20 protein-coding genes are annotated in these 17,105 nt (G+C 39.3%); 7 read left to right on the forward strand and 13 right to left on the reverse strand.

The annotated features are described in order from the left end of the window. Positions 1-104: 104 nt before the first annotated feature. From IQ226_RS08170 to IQ226_RS08215, 10 genes are all read right to left on the reverse strand, one after another. Entirely contained in the window at positions 105-398 is a 294-nt protein-coding gene (locus IQ226_RS08170) for a hypothetical protein (protein WP_193894402.1), read from the reverse strand. A 46-nt stretch (positions 399-444) separates the two neighbouring features. Continuing rightward, positions 445-861, reverse strand: a complete 417-nt coding sequence (locus IQ226_RS08175; RefSeq protein ID WP_193894404.1) for a PIN domain-containing protein — start codon at positions 859-861, stop codon at positions 445-447. Beyond that, positions 858-1,133, reverse strand: a complete 276-nt coding sequence (locus IQ226_RS08180) for a hypothetical protein (protein ID WP_168465806.1) — start codon at positions 1,131-1,133, stop codon at positions 858-860. Before IQ226_RS08180 ends, IQ226_RS08175 begins: the two co-directional genes overlap by 4 nt. A 159-nt stretch (positions 1,134-1,292) precedes the next feature. Beyond that, on the reverse strand, positions 1,293-1,601 hold the full coding sequence (locus IQ226_RS08185; protein WP_168465807.1) for a HigA family addiction module antitoxin: 309 nt from the start codon (positions 1,599-1,601) through the stop codon (positions 1,293-1,295). An 11-nt stretch (positions 1,602-1,612) separates the two neighbouring features. After that, positions 1,613-1,894, reverse strand: a complete 282-nt coding sequence (locus IQ226_RS08190) for a type II toxin-antitoxin system RelE/ParE family toxin (RefSeq protein WP_193894405.1) — start codon at positions 1,892-1,894, stop codon at positions 1,613-1,615. 97 nt (positions 1,895-1,991) lie between these two features. Further along, positions 1,992-2,708, reverse strand: coding sequence for a hypothetical protein (locus tag IQ226_RS08195; RefSeq protein WP_193894406.1), 717 nt, complete (start codon positions 2,706-2,708; stop codon positions 1,992-1,994). Further along, positions 2,708-2,899, reverse strand: a complete 192-nt coding sequence (locus IQ226_RS08200) for a hypothetical protein (protein WP_193894407.1) — start codon at positions 2,897-2,899, stop codon at positions 2,708-2,710. The genes IQ226_RS08195 and IQ226_RS08200 overlap by 1 nt, the downstream gene beginning before the upstream one ends. A 14-nt stretch (positions 2,900-2,913) precedes the next feature. Then, positions 2,914-5,181: a transglycosylase domain-containing protein gene (locus tag IQ226_RS08205; protein ID WP_193894408.1), complete on the reverse strand. Its 2,268-nt coding sequence runs from the start codon at positions 5,179-5,181 to the stop codon at positions 2,914-2,916. Between the two features lie 71 nt (positions 5,182-5,252). After that, positions 5,253-5,714 (reverse strand): signal peptidase II, encoded by a 462-nt coding sequence (gene lspA, locus IQ226_RS08210; protein WP_039201128.1) that lies wholly within the window; start codon positions 5,712-5,714, stop codon positions 5,253-5,255. Between the two features lie 83 nt (positions 5,715-5,797). Further along, complete coding sequence (locus IQ226_RS08215; RefSeq protein WP_193894409.1) at positions 5,798-6,385, reverse strand: biotin transporter BioY; 588 nt, start codon at positions 6,383-6,385, stop codon at positions 5,798-5,800. Positions 6,386-6,592: 207 nt separating this feature from the next. Between IQ226_RS08215 and pstS the strand changes: the two genes are divergently transcribed. The 5 genes from pstS to ndhD1 all read left to right on the forward strand — a co-directional run bounded on the left by pstS (position 6,593) and on the right by ndhD1 (position 12,310). Continuing rightward, positions 6,593-7,771, forward strand: a complete 1,179-nt coding sequence (pstS, locus tag IQ226_RS08220) for a phosphate ABC transporter substrate-binding protein PstS (protein WP_193894410.1) — start codon at positions 6,593-6,595, stop codon at positions 7,769-7,771. 12 nt (positions 7,772-7,783) lie between these two features. Then, the gene (gene pstC / locus IQ226_RS08225) at positions 7,784-8,734 is read left to right on the forward strand and encodes a phosphate ABC transporter permease subunit PstC (RefSeq protein ID WP_193894411.1); all 951 of its coding nucleotides are present in this window, start codon (positions 7,784-7,786) and stop codon (positions 8,732-8,734) included. Positions 8,735-8,866: 132 nt separating this feature from the next. Next, positions 8,867-9,748: a phosphate ABC transporter permease PstA gene (gene pstA, locus IQ226_RS08230; protein ID WP_193894413.1), complete on the forward strand. Its 882-nt coding sequence runs from the start codon at positions 8,867-8,869 to the stop codon at positions 9,746-9,748. A 43-nt stretch (positions 9,749-9,791) separates the two neighbouring features. Then, positions 9,792-10,598 (forward strand): phosphate ABC transporter ATP-binding protein PstB, encoded by an 807-nt coding sequence (gene pstB / locus IQ226_RS08235; RefSeq protein WP_193894414.1) that lies wholly within the window; start codon positions 9,792-9,794, stop codon positions 10,596-10,598. Positions 10,599-10,735: 137 nt separating this feature from the next. Further along, complete coding sequence (gene ndhD1 / locus IQ226_RS08240; protein ID WP_053539161.1) at positions 10,736-12,310, forward strand: photosynthetic/respiratory NAD(P)H-quinone oxidoreductase subunit D1; 1,575 nt, start codon at positions 10,736-10,738, stop codon at positions 12,308-12,310. A gap of 95 nt (positions 12,311-12,405) precedes the next feature. On the opposite strand, the gene IQ226_RS08245 is transcribed toward ndhD1, so the two are convergent. Further along, a complete protein-coding gene (locus tag IQ226_RS08245) occupies positions 12,406-12,633 on the reverse strand; it encodes a hypothetical protein (protein WP_193894415.1) in 228 nt (75 codons plus the stop codon). Positions 12,634-12,786: 153 nt separating this feature from the next. Between IQ226_RS08245 and IQ226_RS08250 the strand changes: the two genes are divergently transcribed. Next, positions 12,787-13,434 (forward strand): bifunctional 4-hydroxy-2-oxoglutarate aldolase/2-dehydro-3-deoxy-phosphogluconate aldolase, encoded by a 648-nt coding sequence (locus IQ226_RS08250; RefSeq protein WP_193894416.1) that lies wholly within the window; start codon positions 12,787-12,789, stop codon positions 13,432-13,434. Between the two features lie 180 nt (positions 13,435-13,614). Beyond that, positions 13,615-14,298: a hypothetical protein gene (locus IQ226_RS08255; protein WP_193894417.1), complete on the forward strand. Its 684-nt coding sequence runs from the start codon at positions 13,615-13,617 to the stop codon at positions 14,296-14,298. 504 nt (positions 14,299-14,802) lie between these two features. Here IQ226_RS08255 and chlG read toward each other — a convergent pair. Together chlG and IQ226_RS08265 are read right to left on the reverse strand one after the other, a co-directional pair. Then, positions 14,803-15,837, reverse strand: coding sequence for a chlorophyll synthase ChlG (gene chlG, locus IQ226_RS08260; RefSeq protein ID WP_193894418.1), 1,035 nt, complete (start codon positions 15,835-15,837; stop codon positions 14,803-14,805). A gap of 95 nt (positions 15,838-15,932) precedes the next feature. After that, positions 15,933-17,033 carry an ArsA family ATPase gene (locus IQ226_RS08265; RefSeq protein WP_193894419.1) on the reverse strand — a complete coding sequence of 367 codons (1,101 nt, stop codon included), beginning with the start codon at positions 17,031-17,033 and terminating at the stop codon, positions 15,933-15,935. Positions 17,034-17,105 lie beyond the last annotated feature (72 nt).

Here is a 17,105-nt window from a genome sequence, read left to right on the forward strand (position 1 = left end):
CTCTCTATTTGATCACACTATTTTAACAAATAAAAGCCTGAAATCTTTGCTCGGCAATCTTTTCAGGCTTTACTTTCTCTAAATTTTTAATTCCTAAATTTGCTTTAGTATCTGCGGAATGTGGGTTCTAAAGCAGCATTGGTTGATTTTTGATTCTCTGCAAAATTGCTTTGGAGAGTAGCAAGGTTAGTATCTAATCTTCCTACCGTTTCATTTAGTCCTACTACCACATCGTTAAGGATGGCATTTCTCCCCAAAACACTGGTAGCAGTTCCCATAAAGTCATCAACCTTATATATCAGTTCCGTCAGGTTAACTGCTGTAGTTTCCTGTTGAACTGCCACGCGCTCTAATATCGCTTCTATCCGGTCTAATCTATCTACTGGTGGTGTATTCATATTGTTATCGTTGGGTTTCCTTGCGTCAACCCAACCTACTACTAATTTACTCAGAAAGCATTTTCAAGAACTCTTCTGGCAACATTGCCGGCACTAAGGAAGCTACAAAATCAGCTTGATTGCGGGTGACAATTATTTCTAAACCTGCGGACATTGCTGCTGCACTTGTTACCGCATCTTCAAAATCTTTAATTGGACTTTGCAAGGCTTGGTGAATTACTTGATTTGTAACGCTGGCAATTTGAATATGTTGCAATAAGTTTTCTATTAATTTACGTGCTGATTCGCTACCAATTTGACGGCGTAAAATATAGAAAATATTGGTAACAGCGTGTCCAGAAATAAAGCCTTGCACCTGTTTTTTCATAACTGTATTTAATGCTTGTGCTGAAGCAACAACAAACGGTTGACGCTGTGCTAATATATCCAGCAAAACATCGCTGTCAAATAATACCTGTTTCAACTATATTTCTCCTCTAGGTAATTAATATAACTTTCCTCTGGATTTTCTGAATCTAAGCGAATTACACCTATTAGGCTTTGTGTCCAGGGGTCAAGTTCAGATAAGGTTTCTAGGGTAGGTTGAGGAGGAATAGAAGATAGTGTTTCTTGTTGAATTGATGCTAGTAAGGTTTGTACAAGAGTCCAGCGTTCTTTGATTGGTAATTCCAATACCTGTTCTTGCAATTCTTGTAATTTAATCATTACTTTGCGGTTAACTTGATTATTCGCCATTATATACTCAAAACGGCTAGAAGCCGGGCTTTTTTATCATACAAAGAACAAGTTCAAAGCCTCTCCCCGTTGCGGGGAGAGGTTTGGAGAGGGGTTTCATATTTGGTTAAACTATTAACCGTTTTCAGTATAACAGGTCAGAAGATACAGCACTTTGTGTTAATCTGTTCCTAGTAAAGAATAAGGAATAATTTGATTTAAAGTTTCTCCTAAATTTCTTTTTGCTGCCATTATTTCATAAGCATTTTGCAATCTTAAGAAATAACCATCTGAAAGTCTAAAATAGCGACAAAGGCGTAAATCTATATCTGCTGTCATTTTAAGTTTACCTGTAATAATTCCTTGAATAGTAGGATAAGTTAAACCTAAATTAACAGCTAAAGTATTTTCGCTGATGTCTAATTCTTCTAAAAATTCATATTTTAAAATTTCACCAGCATGGGGATTATGTAGTAAGTTATTTTCCATGACATTTTCTCCTAATGGTAATCCACTATTTCTATATTATAAGCATTTCCATTTTCCCAAATAAAACAGATCCGCCATTGCTTTGTAATACGGATACTGTATTCTCCTATTCTATCTCCAGAAAGGGCTTCTAAGCGATTTCCTGGCGGGATACGCAAGTCATCTAAATTAGCTGATGCTTCTAGTTGTCGCAATTTGCGCAATGCTCGTTCTTGGATATCTACTGGTAATTTTCTTGAACTTACCCCCTGCCATATTTTTTCGGTTTCTTTACAACTAAAGGAAACAATCATTATTTTTAATTATTTATTATCATTAATTATAGGTTACGCTGTTATTAGTTATTATTGCGTTTTCTTGTGTCAACCCAACCTACCAAATTACAAAAACCTAATCACCAAGTAATTCTCTTCTCCGTCGCTCCTGTTCCTGCTGCTCAATCCTTGCGCGTGTTTTTCTATATTCTTCTACTGCTTTTGTAGATTCATTAGCTAGTGAGTACCTCAATTGAATAGCTTCATCTTCATCCCCTAAAATAGAAATTACTTCTCTCCTTTGTGGTTTATCAAGTTTAAGAAACCATTCGATAAAAGCTTTTAAAATTGCCTCTTGTGAACCTGATACTTCGTCATGAGCTACAACACAAGAAGGGCAAACATAAGGTAAGTAGGATAATATTAAACCATTAGACCTATATTTTGTGCCTCCAGATATCCTCCTGCAATTGGAGCATACATCACTAGAGGTATCGTTAGCAATAATACAGTCTAACAACTGCATCCTGGTATGACCATAATAACTAAAGATGCTTGCTAGTTGTCCAACAGCTACATAACCAGGATATCCAGGTAATATGTCTCCTGTTAAAGCGAGTTCAGGGAATTTATCCAAAATTAAGGAGCTATAATATCGGCAGTAGATACATTTTTCTAAATCATTGTTATCCCACTGATCAACATCCAGTAGCATTTGTTGATAGTATTCTTTAGAAAACACATCTTGCTGACAACTTTTAGTCACCTCAGCCAGTCTCTTCATATTAACTTGAGCATCACTCCTGATTGAAGTTAAAAACAAAGCAATTAAACGTTTAATTGTGAATTTCATTATTGATTTATCTGTTCTAATTCATCGGAAGCTTTAGGAATGGGATGTGTATTTTCCCAAGCTTTAGTGGCATCAACTACATTATCATGTAAACGTGATGTAGATTCTGAAATGGGGATAACTGGTGATGAATTAGAAATACTAGGACTCTTGCTGAATAAGTTGTCTGTGAGGAGAGGTGACAGGTGCACTTATTCAGCAAACCCTATTTAGTAATTTTACCCATATAATTACCCCAAAGTTGTGCTGCTTGGGCGCTGCTGCCGGAGGTAGGTGAATTATTATCATTTCCTAGCCAAATGCCGGTGACAAGTTGACGACTAGGAATAAAACCAATAAACCAGAGGTCAACATTATCATTTGTGGTTCCGGTTTTACCTGCTTCACCTAAACCAATAGCTGCGCTACGACCTGTACCACTAGTAATTACTCCTCGCATCATAGTAGTCATTTGATTGGCAACTGCTGGTTTTAGCACTTGTTTAGAACCATTTGGATCTGTATCGAAGGAGTAAATCACCCGACAGGTTTCAAAATCTTTAAGATCCTTGCAATCACTACTGTCACGGATTTTACTAATAGCATGGGGAGGATTCCAGACTCCACGATTACCAATTGCCCCAAATGCGCCAGTCATTTCTAAAACATTAACTACACTTTGACCTAATACCAAACCGGGTACTGCCTCAAGATTGGATTTAACACCCAAACGCTGCGCCATATCTACGACTTGATTTAAGCCAATTTCCTTGGCTACCCGCAAAGCAATGGGGTTTTCTGACATTGCCAAACCAGTGGCTATGTCTAAACTACCACCAGCACCAGCCCGACAGGGTTTATAGGTAAAGCCTTGCCAAGTTAAAGGACTGCAAGAATAACTTTTGTAGGTCGAAAACCCTTTTTCTATAGCCGCAGCGTAGGCAAAAATTTTAAAGGTAGAACCCGGTTGTCTTTGGGCTTGAACGGTGCGATTAAACTGGCTTTTTTTGTAATCAGTCCCGCCTACCATAGCTATAATACTCCCGGTTTTTGAGTCGAGAGTCACCATTCCCCCTTGGGAAAAGCCAAAATTTGAGCCGGCTTTGGTGACGGATTTTTTTAACTCGGCTTCGGCTTTGGCTTGGATAGCTGGATCTAGTTGGGTTTCGATGATATAGTTACCTTCTCTGGCTGCTGCTGGACCTAGCCTTGATGTGAGTTCTTGAAAGACGTAATCATAGAAATAGGGGGCAATGGTTTTGGCTTGCCTTTCGCAAACTTTGGGGCTAACTTGAACTGTAGAACGGCGAGCGCGGTTGGCTTCTTCTTGGGTAATTTTGCCCATTTCTAGTAGTCGTTTAATGACTCGATTGCGGTAGTCGGCTGCACCGAGTTTCCGGGGACCACTGCCACAAAAATCGAAGGCATTGGGGGCGGGTAAAATCCCTACTAGGGTGGCTGCTTCCGCTAGGGTTAATTCTTTGGCGGATTTGTTAAAATAATATTTGGCTGCATCTTCAAAGCCGGAGGTGTCTGCACCTAAAAATACGCGATTTAAGTAAGTTAGTAAAATATCGTCTTTGCTGTAAAAGGTTTCTAGTTTGAGAGAGACGACGGCTTCTTTAACTTTCCGTCCTAAAGAGTCTTGACTGCCTACATATTCCCGGAATAAACTTCGAGCTACTTGTTGGGTAACTGTACTTGCCCCCTGTTGAACGTCACCGCTACGACTGTTGATAAGTACGGCTCGCAATACACCCAAGGGGTCTACGCCAAAGTGCCAATAGTAACGACTATCTTCGGAGGCTACAACCGCAGCAGCTAAATATGGGCCAAAGTCTGATATTTTTTTCAGGTCTACGTGGGCGATATTACGGGGTTCACGGAGTGGGGTTGAGCCATCACGGGCATAGACAACGACAGGGGCGCGAGTGGCTGTAGGTAGGGGTCTAACGGAAAATTTCAGCCATTCTGCACCTATGGCTAAGGCAATTAAAGCCGTGACACCACCGACTCCATAGGCTGTCCAGGTGACAGCTTTGACGTACCAGGTAGGTGGGTCTATGTATTGAATGCTCACAGCATCAGCTAGATCCTGTGGTCCTAAGTTAATAACATCACCATGACGCAGTTCTAGGGTATTTATGCGCCTTTTGCCAAGATAAATCCCGTTGGTGGAGTTTTCGTCTTTGATTGTGAAAACGGGGGTGTTTTGGGTGGAGTCCCGTGATAATGAGAGGTGAACTGTGCTGATAAGTGGGTTACGGACGACGATATCACAGGATTTTGAACTCCGTCCTAGTATATAGCGATCGCCTAATAAATCATATTTTTCTTCTTGATTCCCGCCGGCATCATGCACCAATAGTTTTGGTACTCTCGCATTGGGTTTGAGCTTCATGGAAAAGTTGACTCTAGCATGAATGGTGCTGACCGCTTGAGTTACTTGACCAATTATAGTTTTTGGCTTTTGAGGAGGTTGGGGAGAACTCATAAACAATTGCAAGTTAAAAGTTAAAAATTAACGGGAAAGTAGGGGAATTTTCCTAAGAAGAATTAAATTTTTTAATTACTTGGTGTTTTTTTCCATGAGGCAATTAACAAGCAGACTATACCAATGCTAATAAAAGAATCAGCCATATTAAACACGGCAAAATTAATTAACCGAAAATCCAGAAAGTCAATGACATACCCTAGTATAAATCTATCAATACCGTTGCCCATTGCTCCCCCTAAAATCAAACCATAACCCATTTGCTCCCAAAAACTTAACAATGGTCCAGATAATGCAATGGTTATCAATACTAAACTAACGCCCAAAGATAGCCAGCGTAACCATTCTACTTTGCCACTTAATAAACTAAAAGCTGCACCTGTATTAGTCACATAGGTAAAATGAAAGACTCCCCTCAATAGTGGTAGTGTTTGTCCTGGGTTAAAGGTCTTCACTACCCAGTATTTTGTCAGTTGGTCTAATAGAAATGCTATCAGAGCGGCAATCCAGAAGAAGCGATTTTTTATACGCATGATGAATTTGTCAGTTGTCGGTTGTCAGTTGTTCTTCTTTGCTACTGACCAATGACCAATGACCAATGACCACTGACCAATGACTAATAAAACATTATATGTCGTAGCACATAAGCTACTATGGTAACGGCACAAACAACCACTAGTTGTCCTGGCAGTGCAAAGCAGGAGTATTTCAGAATAGCTTGAATCAGTGATAGATTGTCTGTTCCTCTCCAGGGTAAGATATAACTGATGATTAAATAAGCAATACCGCAGATGTGAACGGTGAATAAGCCACAAAGACAACTAAAAGCTAGAGTTTCTAGCCGAGGTCGAGCTTTAAAGGCTAAATATCCACAAATCCAAGCTCCGGGAATAAATCCTAGCAAATAACCAAACTGAGATAGTCTAACATAACCGATACCGCCTCCTTCGGCAAATACGGGCAATAAGGTTAATCCCATGACTAAATAGGCAATTTGCGAGAGCGCACCAGCATTTTGACCTCCTAAACAGCCGACCAGTAGGACTGCACCAATTTGATAGCTGACACCTAGTGAAAGGGTTTGAATTCCGTGCTGACTCCAATTCCAAGGTGAGGTAACACCATAAGCTTCCAGGAAAGTACCACCCACTGTGAGGAGCAAGCCTATCATAGACCATAGCAGTTGATTCGAGGCAGCAAACATTGATTAGGCGCAAGGGTTAATTAACAGTAGGTACAAAAGAAGCGATCGCTAATATAACAGAAATTGTCAAATTATACATTGAAATTCTCCTAATGGATCATCAACCTATCTTTAAGAGGATGTTTGACAAGTTTTCAGTGAATATAATTACGCTATCACCGATACGTTCTCAACTCAAATAGGATTGCTCTACTTAAAATCAGTTTCATGAAAAATCATCATCTGATAGTTTCAATATCTGTATTAACAGTAGTAATTAGTCTATCAGCTTGTGGAGAAACTAACTCAAAGAATCCAATTATGAGTGAGTCTCCTAGTAAAACGACAAATACAACTACTGCCGATGCTCAGAAACTAGATTTAGGAGGTAATGTAGAATTAATCGGCGCGGGTGCTTCTTTTCCTGCCCCACTTTATCAAACTTGGTTTACAGAGTTAAACAAAAAATATCCCAATTTAAATGTTAATTATCAGTCTGTGGGTAGTGGTGCGGGTGTTGAGCAGTTTACCCAAGGAACATTAGACTTTGGCGCTAGTGATGTAGCAATGCAGGATGAAGAAATTAACAAAGTTCCGGCAGAAAAAGGTGTGTTACTATTACCTCTAACTGCGGGTAGTATTGTTCTCGCTTATAATTTGCCAGAAGTTCCTCAACTCCAGTTATCACGAGCAGTTTACACTGATATTTTCTTAGGTAAAATAAAATTTTGGGATGATCCGGCGATCGCTAAAATCAATCCTAATCTAAAATTACCAAAAGAGGAAATCAAAGTTATTTTTCGTGCTGATGGTAGCGGAACTACAGGCGTTTTCACCAAACATCTTAGTGCCATTAGTCCAGAATGGAAAACTCAAGTCGGTGAAGGTAAAAGTGTCAAATGGCCGATAGGAGTTGGTGCTAAAGGTAATGAAGGTATTACCGCCCAAATTCAACAAACTCAAGGTTCTATTGGTTATGTAGAATATGGCTATGCTAAGGAAAGTAAACTCAAATTTGCATCTTTAGAAAATAAATCCAACCAGTTTGTTTTAGCTTCTGAAGAATCAGCATCTAAAACTCTAGCATCAGTAACTTTACCAGAAAATCTTCGTGCTTTTATTGCCGATCCTGAAGGTGCAGAATCTTACCCCATAGTAACTTACACTTGGATTCTCGCCTATAAAAAATATACTGATGCCGGCAAAGCTAAAGCAATGGAAGCAACTATTGAATATGCTTTAACCGATGGACAAAAGATAGCTAGTGAATTAGGATATGTACCCTTACCAGCAAATGTAATTGCTAAAGTAGCAGCAGCGGCAGATCAAATTAGTCCTGATTATCATATTTCCGTTTCTCAAAGTAGGGGCGCAGGGCCTGCGCCCTTTCTCAGAAGCCAGAAGTAAGGAGTCAAGAAAATGACTACAGTTTTTCAAGAAGATTCATTAACCACAAAAAACCGTTCGGAAATAGATAGAAATCTAGATCGCAGCTTTATTTGGATAACCCGAATTTTTGCCCTAGCGATCGCTGCTATTCTATTATGGATTGCCTGGCAAATTACTACTAGTGCTTTACCAGCTATCCAAAAATTCGGGATTAATTTCTTTTTTACCAGCAGTTGGAACCCTGTTAATAATGAATATGGGGTACTCCCAGCAATTTACGGAACTCTCATCAGTTCTTTGATTGGACTGATTTTAACCCTCCCTATTGGTGTAGGAACAGCAATTTTATTGAGTGAGAATTTTCTCCCCCCCCAAGTAAATTTAGTTCTGGTATTTTTAGTAGAACTCCTAGCAGCTATTCCCAGTGTTGTTTATGGAGTTTGGGGAATTTTTGTCTTAATCCCTATGTTAAAAAATTTAGGCACATGGCTACATACTTATCTAGGCTGGTTGCCAATTTTTAGTTCTGCACCCACTGGACCAGGGATGTTACCAGCAGGAGTAATACTAGCAATTATGATTTTGCCAATTATCACGGCTATCTCTCGTGATGCCTTGATTTCTGTACCTTCAAGTCTGCGTCAAGCCGCTTTAGGAATAGGTGCAACCCGTTGGGAAACCATTTTTCAAGTTATTATTCCTGCTGCCTTTTCTGGCATTGTCAGTGCGGTAATGTTGGCACTTGGGAGGGCAATGGGTGAAACAATGGCTGTGACAATGTTAATAGGTAATGCTAATAATATTAATATCTCTCTCTTAGCACCAGCGAATACGATTTCCTCTTTATTGGCAAATCAATTTGCGGAAGCTAATGGGTTACAAATTGCGGCTTTAATGTATGCAGCTTTAGTTTTATTTATCTTAACAATGATCGTCAATATTCTGGCGGATTTTATTGTGGCACGAGTGCGGCGAATTTAGAAGGTATAAGATCCCCGACTTCTTTGATTGATTGTGTCCACAAAATATAAATTGATCTCAGAAGTCGGGGATCTGAGGATAAACGCAGATAATTTTGTATTTTATGAAATTAGTAAATATATTGGTTAAATTATGAATTCTTTGTTTCCGCGAGGAAGCCTGACTCGTTCTCTTTCGTCTCCTCGAACATTAGTTAATATGGTCATGACTGGATTAGCTTTTGTTTGTGGAGTTTTGGCACTGATTCCTTTATTGGCAATGCTTTATTATGTAGTAATTAGAGGGTTTAGTAGTTTAGATATCCATGTTTTTACACAGTTGCCACCTCCTCCCTTTGGTAAAAATGGCGGCTTTGGAAATGCCATTTTGGGAACATTATTAATGGTAGGAATTGCTGCGATAATTAGTGTTCCTGTTGGTGTGTTGGCGGCAATTTATTTAAGTGAGTTTAGTTCTCAAAGAATTGCCAGATGGATACGTTTCGCTACTAATGTTCTCAGTGGAGTTCCCTCGATCATTGCTGGGGTATTTGCCTATGGAATTGTGGTTTTAACCTTAGTAAAATTGAATTTAGGCTCTTATTCAGCCCTGGGAGGTGGAGTCGCCCTAGCAATTTTAATGTTACCGATTATTGTGCGAACTACAGACGAGGCTTTGCAATTAGTGTCTCAAGATTTACGACAAGCATCTATTGGACTAGGAAGCACTAATTTGCAAACTGTGATCTTGGTGGTATTACCAACTGCCTTACCTGCAATTGCCACTGGTTCTATTTTAGCGATCGCTCGTGCTGCTGGAGAAACTGCACCATTACTATTTACGGCTCTTTTTTCTTCTTTTTGGCCAGATAGTATCCTCAAACCAACTGCTTCTCTAGCGGTTTTAGTATACAACTTTGCCACTTCTCCCTATCAAACTTGGCAATCTTTAGCTTGGGCTGCGTCTTTAATTCTTGTATTCATGGTTTTAATTACTAGTATTATTGCTCGCTGGGTTACTAGAAAAAAAAATTAATTTAGCTATCACCAAAAAAAACTTTTTCATCAAACCCGATTTTATGAATACTATCATTAGCACAATTAATGGAACTGAATCGGTTTTACGCACAGAAAACTTAAATATCTATTATGGCAATTTTTTGGCTTTACAAAATGTTTGGTTAGATATTCCTAAAAATCGAGTCACCGCTTTTATCGGTCCTTCCGGTTGTGGTAAAACTACCTTATTGCGATGTTATAATCGGCTAAATGATCTAATTGACTCATTTAGAGCCGAAGGTAAAGTTTATTTCTACGACAAAAATATCTATGCACAGAATATTGATCCTGTAGAAGTGCGAAGACGCATTGGTATGGTATTTCAAAAACCCAACCCCTTCCCCAAGTCAATTTATGAAAATATTGCCTTTGGTGCGAGAATCAATGGCTACAGAGGTGATATGAATGAATTGGTGGAACGGAGTTTGCGACAGGCGGCTTTGTGGGATGAAGTCAAGGATAAATTGCGACAAAATGGGTTATCATTATCCGGTGGACAACAACAGCGTTTATGTATTGCGCGGGCGATCGCTGTCCAACCAGAAGTTATCCTGATGGATGAACCATGTTCTGCCCTTGATCCTATCTCTACTGCACGGATAGAAGAACTAATTCACGAACTCAAAGAACAATATACCATCGTCATTGTCACCCACAATATGCACCAAGCATCACGAGTATCTGATAAAACCGCGTTTTTTAACGTTAAAGCTTCCGAAACAGGTGGACGTAGTGGCTACTTAGTAGAGTACAACTCAACTGAGATGATTTTCAGTGATCCTCAACAGGAAGACACCAAAGCTTACATTAACGGTAAATTTGGTTAATTCTTTTATCTAAAATTAACTTAATTTGAGCATCTATGTTAACCTTGTGGCTGTAATCCTTGATTTAAGGTGATTTAGAAGTTATTAGATCCTAACTTGTTGCCAACCAAACATGATTTTAATAGCAGATTAATGTGATGAATATAGCTAATTTCCCGTGGCTGACGACGATTATTTTATTTCCCATAGCCGCATCACTACTCCTTCCCATCATCCCAGATAAAGATGGAAAAACCGTGCGCTGGTATTCTCTCATTGTCGGGTTGATAGATTTTGTCCTCATTGTCTGCGCTTTTTATACTGGATACGATTTCTCTAATCCCGATTTGCAACTGGTGGAAAGCTATCCCTGGGTTCCCCAATTGGGCTTAAATTGGTCTTTAGGGGTTGATGGCTTATCCATGCCCCTAGTTCTCTTAACAGGATTTATTACCACTCTGGCAATCTTAGCAGCTTGGCCTGTCACACTAAAGCCGAAATTGTTTTATTTCCTAATTTTGGCAATGTATGGCGGTCAAATTGCCGTTTTTGCCGTCCAGGATATGCTGTTATTTTTCCTGGTGTGGGAATTGGAACTTGTCCCCATATACTTCCTGTTGTCAATTTGGGGCGGGAAAAAACGCCAATATGCAGCGACTAAATTTATTTTGTACACCGCTGGTGGTTCGCTGTTTATTTTGCTGTCTTCCTTGACAATGGGGTTTTATGGCGATACAGTGACATTCGATATGCGATCGCTGGCCTTAAAAGATTTTGGACTCAATTTACAACTTTTACTCTACGCTGGCTTCCTGATTGCCTACGCTGTCAAGTTGCCTATCATTCCCCTCCATACCTGGCTACCAGATGCCCACGGTGAGGCTACAGCCCCCGTGCATATGTTACTAGCAGGTATTTTGTTAAAAATGGGTGGTTATGCCTTAATTCGCATGAATGCCCAAATGCTACCCGATGCCCACGCTTACGTTGCCCCAGTGTTAGTAGTTTTGGGGGTAGTAAATATCATCTACGCTGCCCTAACCTCCTTTGCCCAAAGGAATTTAAAACGGAAAATTGCCTACTCTTCAATTTCCCACATGGGCTTTGTTCTCATTGGGATTGCCTCTTTCACCGACTTGGGTTTAAGTGGCGCAGTTTTACAAATGGTTTCTCACGGCTTAATTGGGGCAAGTTTGTTCTTTTTAGTCGGTGCAACTTACGATCGCACACACACCCTCATGTTAGATGAAATGGGTGGTGTCGGTAAGAAAATGCAAAAGATTTTCGCCATGTTTACAACCTGTTCAATGGCTTCTTTAGCATTACCAGGAATGAGCGGTTTTGTCGCCGAATTAATGGTATTTGTCGGCTTTGCCACCAGTGATGCTTATAACTCGACATTTAAAGTCATTGTCATTTTCTTGATGGCTGTTGGTGTGATTTTAACGCCAATTTATCTCCTTTCAATGTTGCGCGAAATTTTCTACGGACAAGAAAATGAAGAGTTAGTTTCTCATCAAAATTTGATAGACGCTGAACCCCGTGAAGTCTTTATCATTGCTTGTTTGTTAATACCTATTATTGGTATTGGTTTTTATCCCAAATTGCTAACCCAAATGTACGACGCTACAACTGTACAATTAACAGCAAGATTGCGTGATTCTGTACCAACCTTAGCCGCAACCAAAGCAGTACAAAATGTCTCTTTGAGTGCGCCGATAATTGGTAATTAATTTGTAATTACAACTGGGGTGGGTTTGATACCCGCCCTTTTTTGTTTCGTGCAGAGTCGCTAAGTAGTCGGACAAAATTAAATTCACTCGTTGGTTTAATTGATGCTGTTTAAGTCCCATTCATTTGTTTCTATGACGCGACGGTGGGAAAATAATTTGCGGTGAGTCCAATGGATACTCAAGAAAATTAAACTTACCAAGGTGAGCATGAGGACTTTGAAAACTGTAACATAAGCATATAAATGCCATAAAACTCGATGTATTGAAAATATGCGGAATAAGTTCTGGAAATCTTGAATCTCCATCTGTTTTGCTAGGTTCATTTTAAACTACGGTAATCCGATAGATTTAGTGATATATATAATATGACATAGATTGAGTGAATAAGCAAGATGGAATGTTAAGATTCTGTTCCTAGGTTATGTTTATATTTGAGGTTTTTAACCTCTTAGTTGCAAGTCACAGTCACAGTAAGAATGTCTAATCAAGTTTGGTTGTCACAGTTAAAATTACATCGAGCGATCGCTGTTGTTCGCGCCCCGAAGATGGTATGGGGTGAGAAAATGGCTTTAGCTGTAGCATCTGGAGGAATGCAGTTAATTGAAATTACCTGGAATAGCGATCGCGCACCAGAATTAATTGCCCAACTCCGTGCTAAATTACCTAACTGTATGATTGGTACGGGGACTTTATTTAACGTTCAACAATTACAAGAGGCGATCGCCTGTGGGGCGCAATTTCTCTTCAGTCCCCACACTGATCTAGATATGATTCAAGCTGCATTAACCGCAAATATCCCCATTATTCCCGGTGCATTGACACCTACAGAAATTATTACTGCTTGGAATCATGGTGCAAGTTGTGTCAAGGTGTTTCCGGTGCAAGCAGTGGGCGGAACTAGCTATATCAAGAGTTTACAGGGACCTCTTGGGCATATTCCCTTAATTCCTACGGGGGGTATAACATTAGAAAATGCTCAAGATTTTTTACAAGTTGGTGCAGTAGCAGTGGGATTAAGTGGCGAATTATTCCCGAAAAAATGTGTATTAGAAGAAAATTGGGATGGGATTATTGAACAAGCAAAGAACTTAAAACAGCGCCTACTAACACTGGATATTAAGTAGCTTTGTTTAGTAAAAGTTAATTTTATATTAAAAAAGCACCAATATAGATGTATACAGTATAGAGTATGAGGCTAAGTGTTAATGATTACATTTATACTTATTAGTATTTGTAACTCAAGTTGAGGTAAATGTAAGAGTATGTCCTTTGAATCATTTATAATGCCGCTCTTGTCTTTCATTATGAGTATAGTTTCAATTTATGCAGACTCAAAGGACAGCAGGCAAAAATGGCTAAAACATATCATAATTTCTGGACTAGTTTTAACTTGTGGATTTAGTATTTATTTTGGAGTGCAGAAAGATACAGAAAATCAACTAGAGAAAGATAAACTATCTGAAAAAATTAAGCAATTGGAAAATAATACAACTCAGATAAGTAATAATACGAATGATATAAAGAAAATACTCACTGAGCGTGGATTTACAATTAATAAAGCTCAATCGGCAACTCTTGATACTGTCCAACAGAGTAACCAGGCAAATGACGAATTAATTCCAGAACTTCAACAAAATAGGGGAAACAAAGAATTAATCACAGTTCAGTATTTTCCTAAAGATGTTGATCCCGATATCATTCGGGAGACTCTACAAAAATTAGGATTTAAATTGGAAATTGGGAACCCTAAAATTACAGAGGTTTCTACAAACTCGATTTGGTTTGGCGAAAAAGTAAAAGTTGAGGATGTCAGACTTATAGCTTACACTATGATCCGTGCTGGTGTCCAGATTAAAGCCATAAGACCATTTAGAAATTTATCAGAAAAAAATTCTTTATTAATTCAAATTGGATCTGATGCTCAGATTCAAGATATTCAGCCTTTAACTGTAGAGAAGATTCGTGAAACTTCTCAATTTACAAGGTAAGAAGTTTCTTGATCTAGTTCTAGTTCTATTTTTTTCATGATTAGTCATTATTGAAGTACAGAGACTCTTTATTATAGCATATTTGAGGAGTATTTTTCCTATTTTCAATCTCTCTATACTCATAATTAATAATACATGATAATTAGGGATAGAGCGCATTGCTGATATCTATCAACTGAAGCAAGGGAATAAATTCCCTGTCTCATAGCTAAAATCCGTTAAAACGGACTAATAAATTTCCCTAGTTTTTAGGGTTCTTCGGTTCTTTTTATGGAAAACCTGGTTCAAAACCATTGAAAGCCTTATTGTGTAGGCATTTCATTGAAAATATGGTCATAATTTTTTATAACCCCTGCCCCGTAAGGGTTTTGTTATAATCAATCCTCAATTACCATAAAAACAACGCAAGAGCCGTTTTTAGTCATCTTTAGATGACTTTAGCTATTAGCCAGGAACTTAAGTTCCTGGCGGGGTGGGGTTTTTACGACTGATTACACTCTAGGATTAAACGCCGGCATGACCTAATGCAATACCCGTCACCAACATTCCCAACACCAAAAACGGTTGGGCGCTGGCTTGATATTTGACATCATTGGCTATGGGGTCACGAAGAAAATACATATCTTGGAAAGTGATTTGGGGAATGATTAATAACACGAGAATGGCTGCATATAAATTCTCGTGAATACTCACCAAATAACCTGCGACCAAACCTTGAAATAAGTCAATCATGACTACACAAATCAAAGCCGCAGTTTTTATCCCAAACATAACTGGTAATGATTGTAATCCCAATTGGCGATCGCCTTCCACACTTTTAAAATCATTGACAATGGCAATCCCTAAACCTGCCAAACTGTAAAATAGAGTCAGAATCACAATTTTCCAATTCAATTCCCCAAATAAAGCATGACCAGCCCACCAAGGTAAAGCAATGTAACTTGCACCTAAAGCATAGTTTCCTAGCCAACCATTTTGTTTTAATTTCAATGGTGGTGCAGAATAGATATAGGCAATGAAACTACCAAAAACAGACAATAGTAAAACATTAGGAACTGAATGACCTGCCCATAAATCTAAGGTGTAGGCTACCCCATATCCTAGTAATAGTAAAACCACGAATTGGCTAACTACTTGCTTTTCCGAAATTGCCCCCGAAGGGATAGGACGGTAAGGTTCGTTAATCGCGTCAATTTCCCGGTCATAATAATCATTAATAGTTTGGGTATAACCAGTTAATAAAGGACCCGAAAGCAACATACATAGGGCAGACTTCAAAACATTTTCTAAAGTCCAGGTATAGTTACCAGAAGAAGCCGCACCACAGACCACACCCCAAATTAGGGGAATCCAGGTAATCGGTTTCATCAATTGCAGACGAATTTTCCAAATAGAAGTTTCTCCAGCGCTCGCACCTTTCATTCCCAGCAATTGCCGAGTTTTAGCATTGCGGTCTTCTGTGATTATTACCTCTGGATTTGCAGATTCCATAGACTCATTCGGCTGCGAATTGGGATTAATAGGAGTTGATTCAGACATAAGGTGTAATGGTAATTGGGGAAGAGGTGATTGGTAATAAGTAATTGGTAATTGGAAAAACTTTTACCCATTACCCATTACCTATTACCTATTACCTAAAAAGAAATTATCAAATAACTATTTTGAAACTTTGCACCAGTGACAGGCTTACCACTTAAAGCCGGGGGAAGGAAGATATTACGCCTTTGATCTCCGGCTTCTACGGTGACTTCTGGACCCTGTTGAATAAGCTTGACTTGTTTTTTGTCGAAACCAGGTAAAAATAGGCGTACTTGGCGATTATGCACGTCAATTTCAATGGGTGGGTTAGCTTGTAATGCTTGTTCAGCAAGGTTGGGTAAAGCATCTATCAGAGGTTGCCATTCCCCATTGACAACATCAGGAACTATGCTCACAGGTAGAGGTGCAAATCCCTCGGATAAATTGGTATTTTCTCCACCAGGAACTAAAATTGCTCCACCAACAGTTAAACCAATTTGTTGAGCGCTTCCCCACAGATAGCGGGAATTTGCCACATCAATAGGTTCTGATGTTGTCACCAAAAAAGCAGCAACCCGCCGAGGATTAGCTAAGGCAGCTTTACCTTCTTGGAGAAAATTATTAACTTGGTTAGTGGGTTGAGAGAAATTATCAGCAGTCCAATTAAAATTAAACAGGCTGCTAATTAAAGGTTGCGTGACGGGAGATTCGGAAATTGTTTTCCCTAAATCGGAGTTAACAAACAATTGTCGGAATCGTCTCATATACCAACTTAAAGATTCTGGCATTCCCAACATTCGCAAACTGGCAGCGTCCCCCGTGCCATCATAAATAATCGCGTCATATTTGCCACTAGCATCATATTCACGAATCGCATTGAGAGCGAGGGCGTTATCCATGCCCGGTAATACTACCAATTCTTGCCCATAAACCTCTTTAAAAATTGGTGTGCGGAGGTATTGAGCCTCCAATTTTTTCACTTCTTCCCAGTTGCGTTCTAGCAGTACAGATGCTTGAAACTGTACTGCTTGGAGATTGGGAGAGATGTCTTGGGGGTCAGAAGTCAGAGGAGTATTGAGTAGAATTGACAAAGTTGGATCTGCTAGTCCTGCTAGGAGTACCCGTTTACCTTGTGTTGCCAAACTAATGGCTGCGGCGATCGCTATCTTACTGCGAGCGATGCCGTTTTTGCCCAAAAATGTCAGTATCAAGGCCATTACTCAATTTCCAATTTTGCCGATCTTGTCAATAACAACTTAGCACTCAACCAATCTTCTTAGCCTCTGCTA

Origin of the sequence: Dolichospermum sp. LEGE 00240 (assembly GCF_015207875.1) — a bacterium.
GTDB lineage: Bacteria > Cyanobacteriota > Cyanobacteriia > Cyanobacteriales > Nostocaceae > Dolichospermum > Dolichospermum gracile.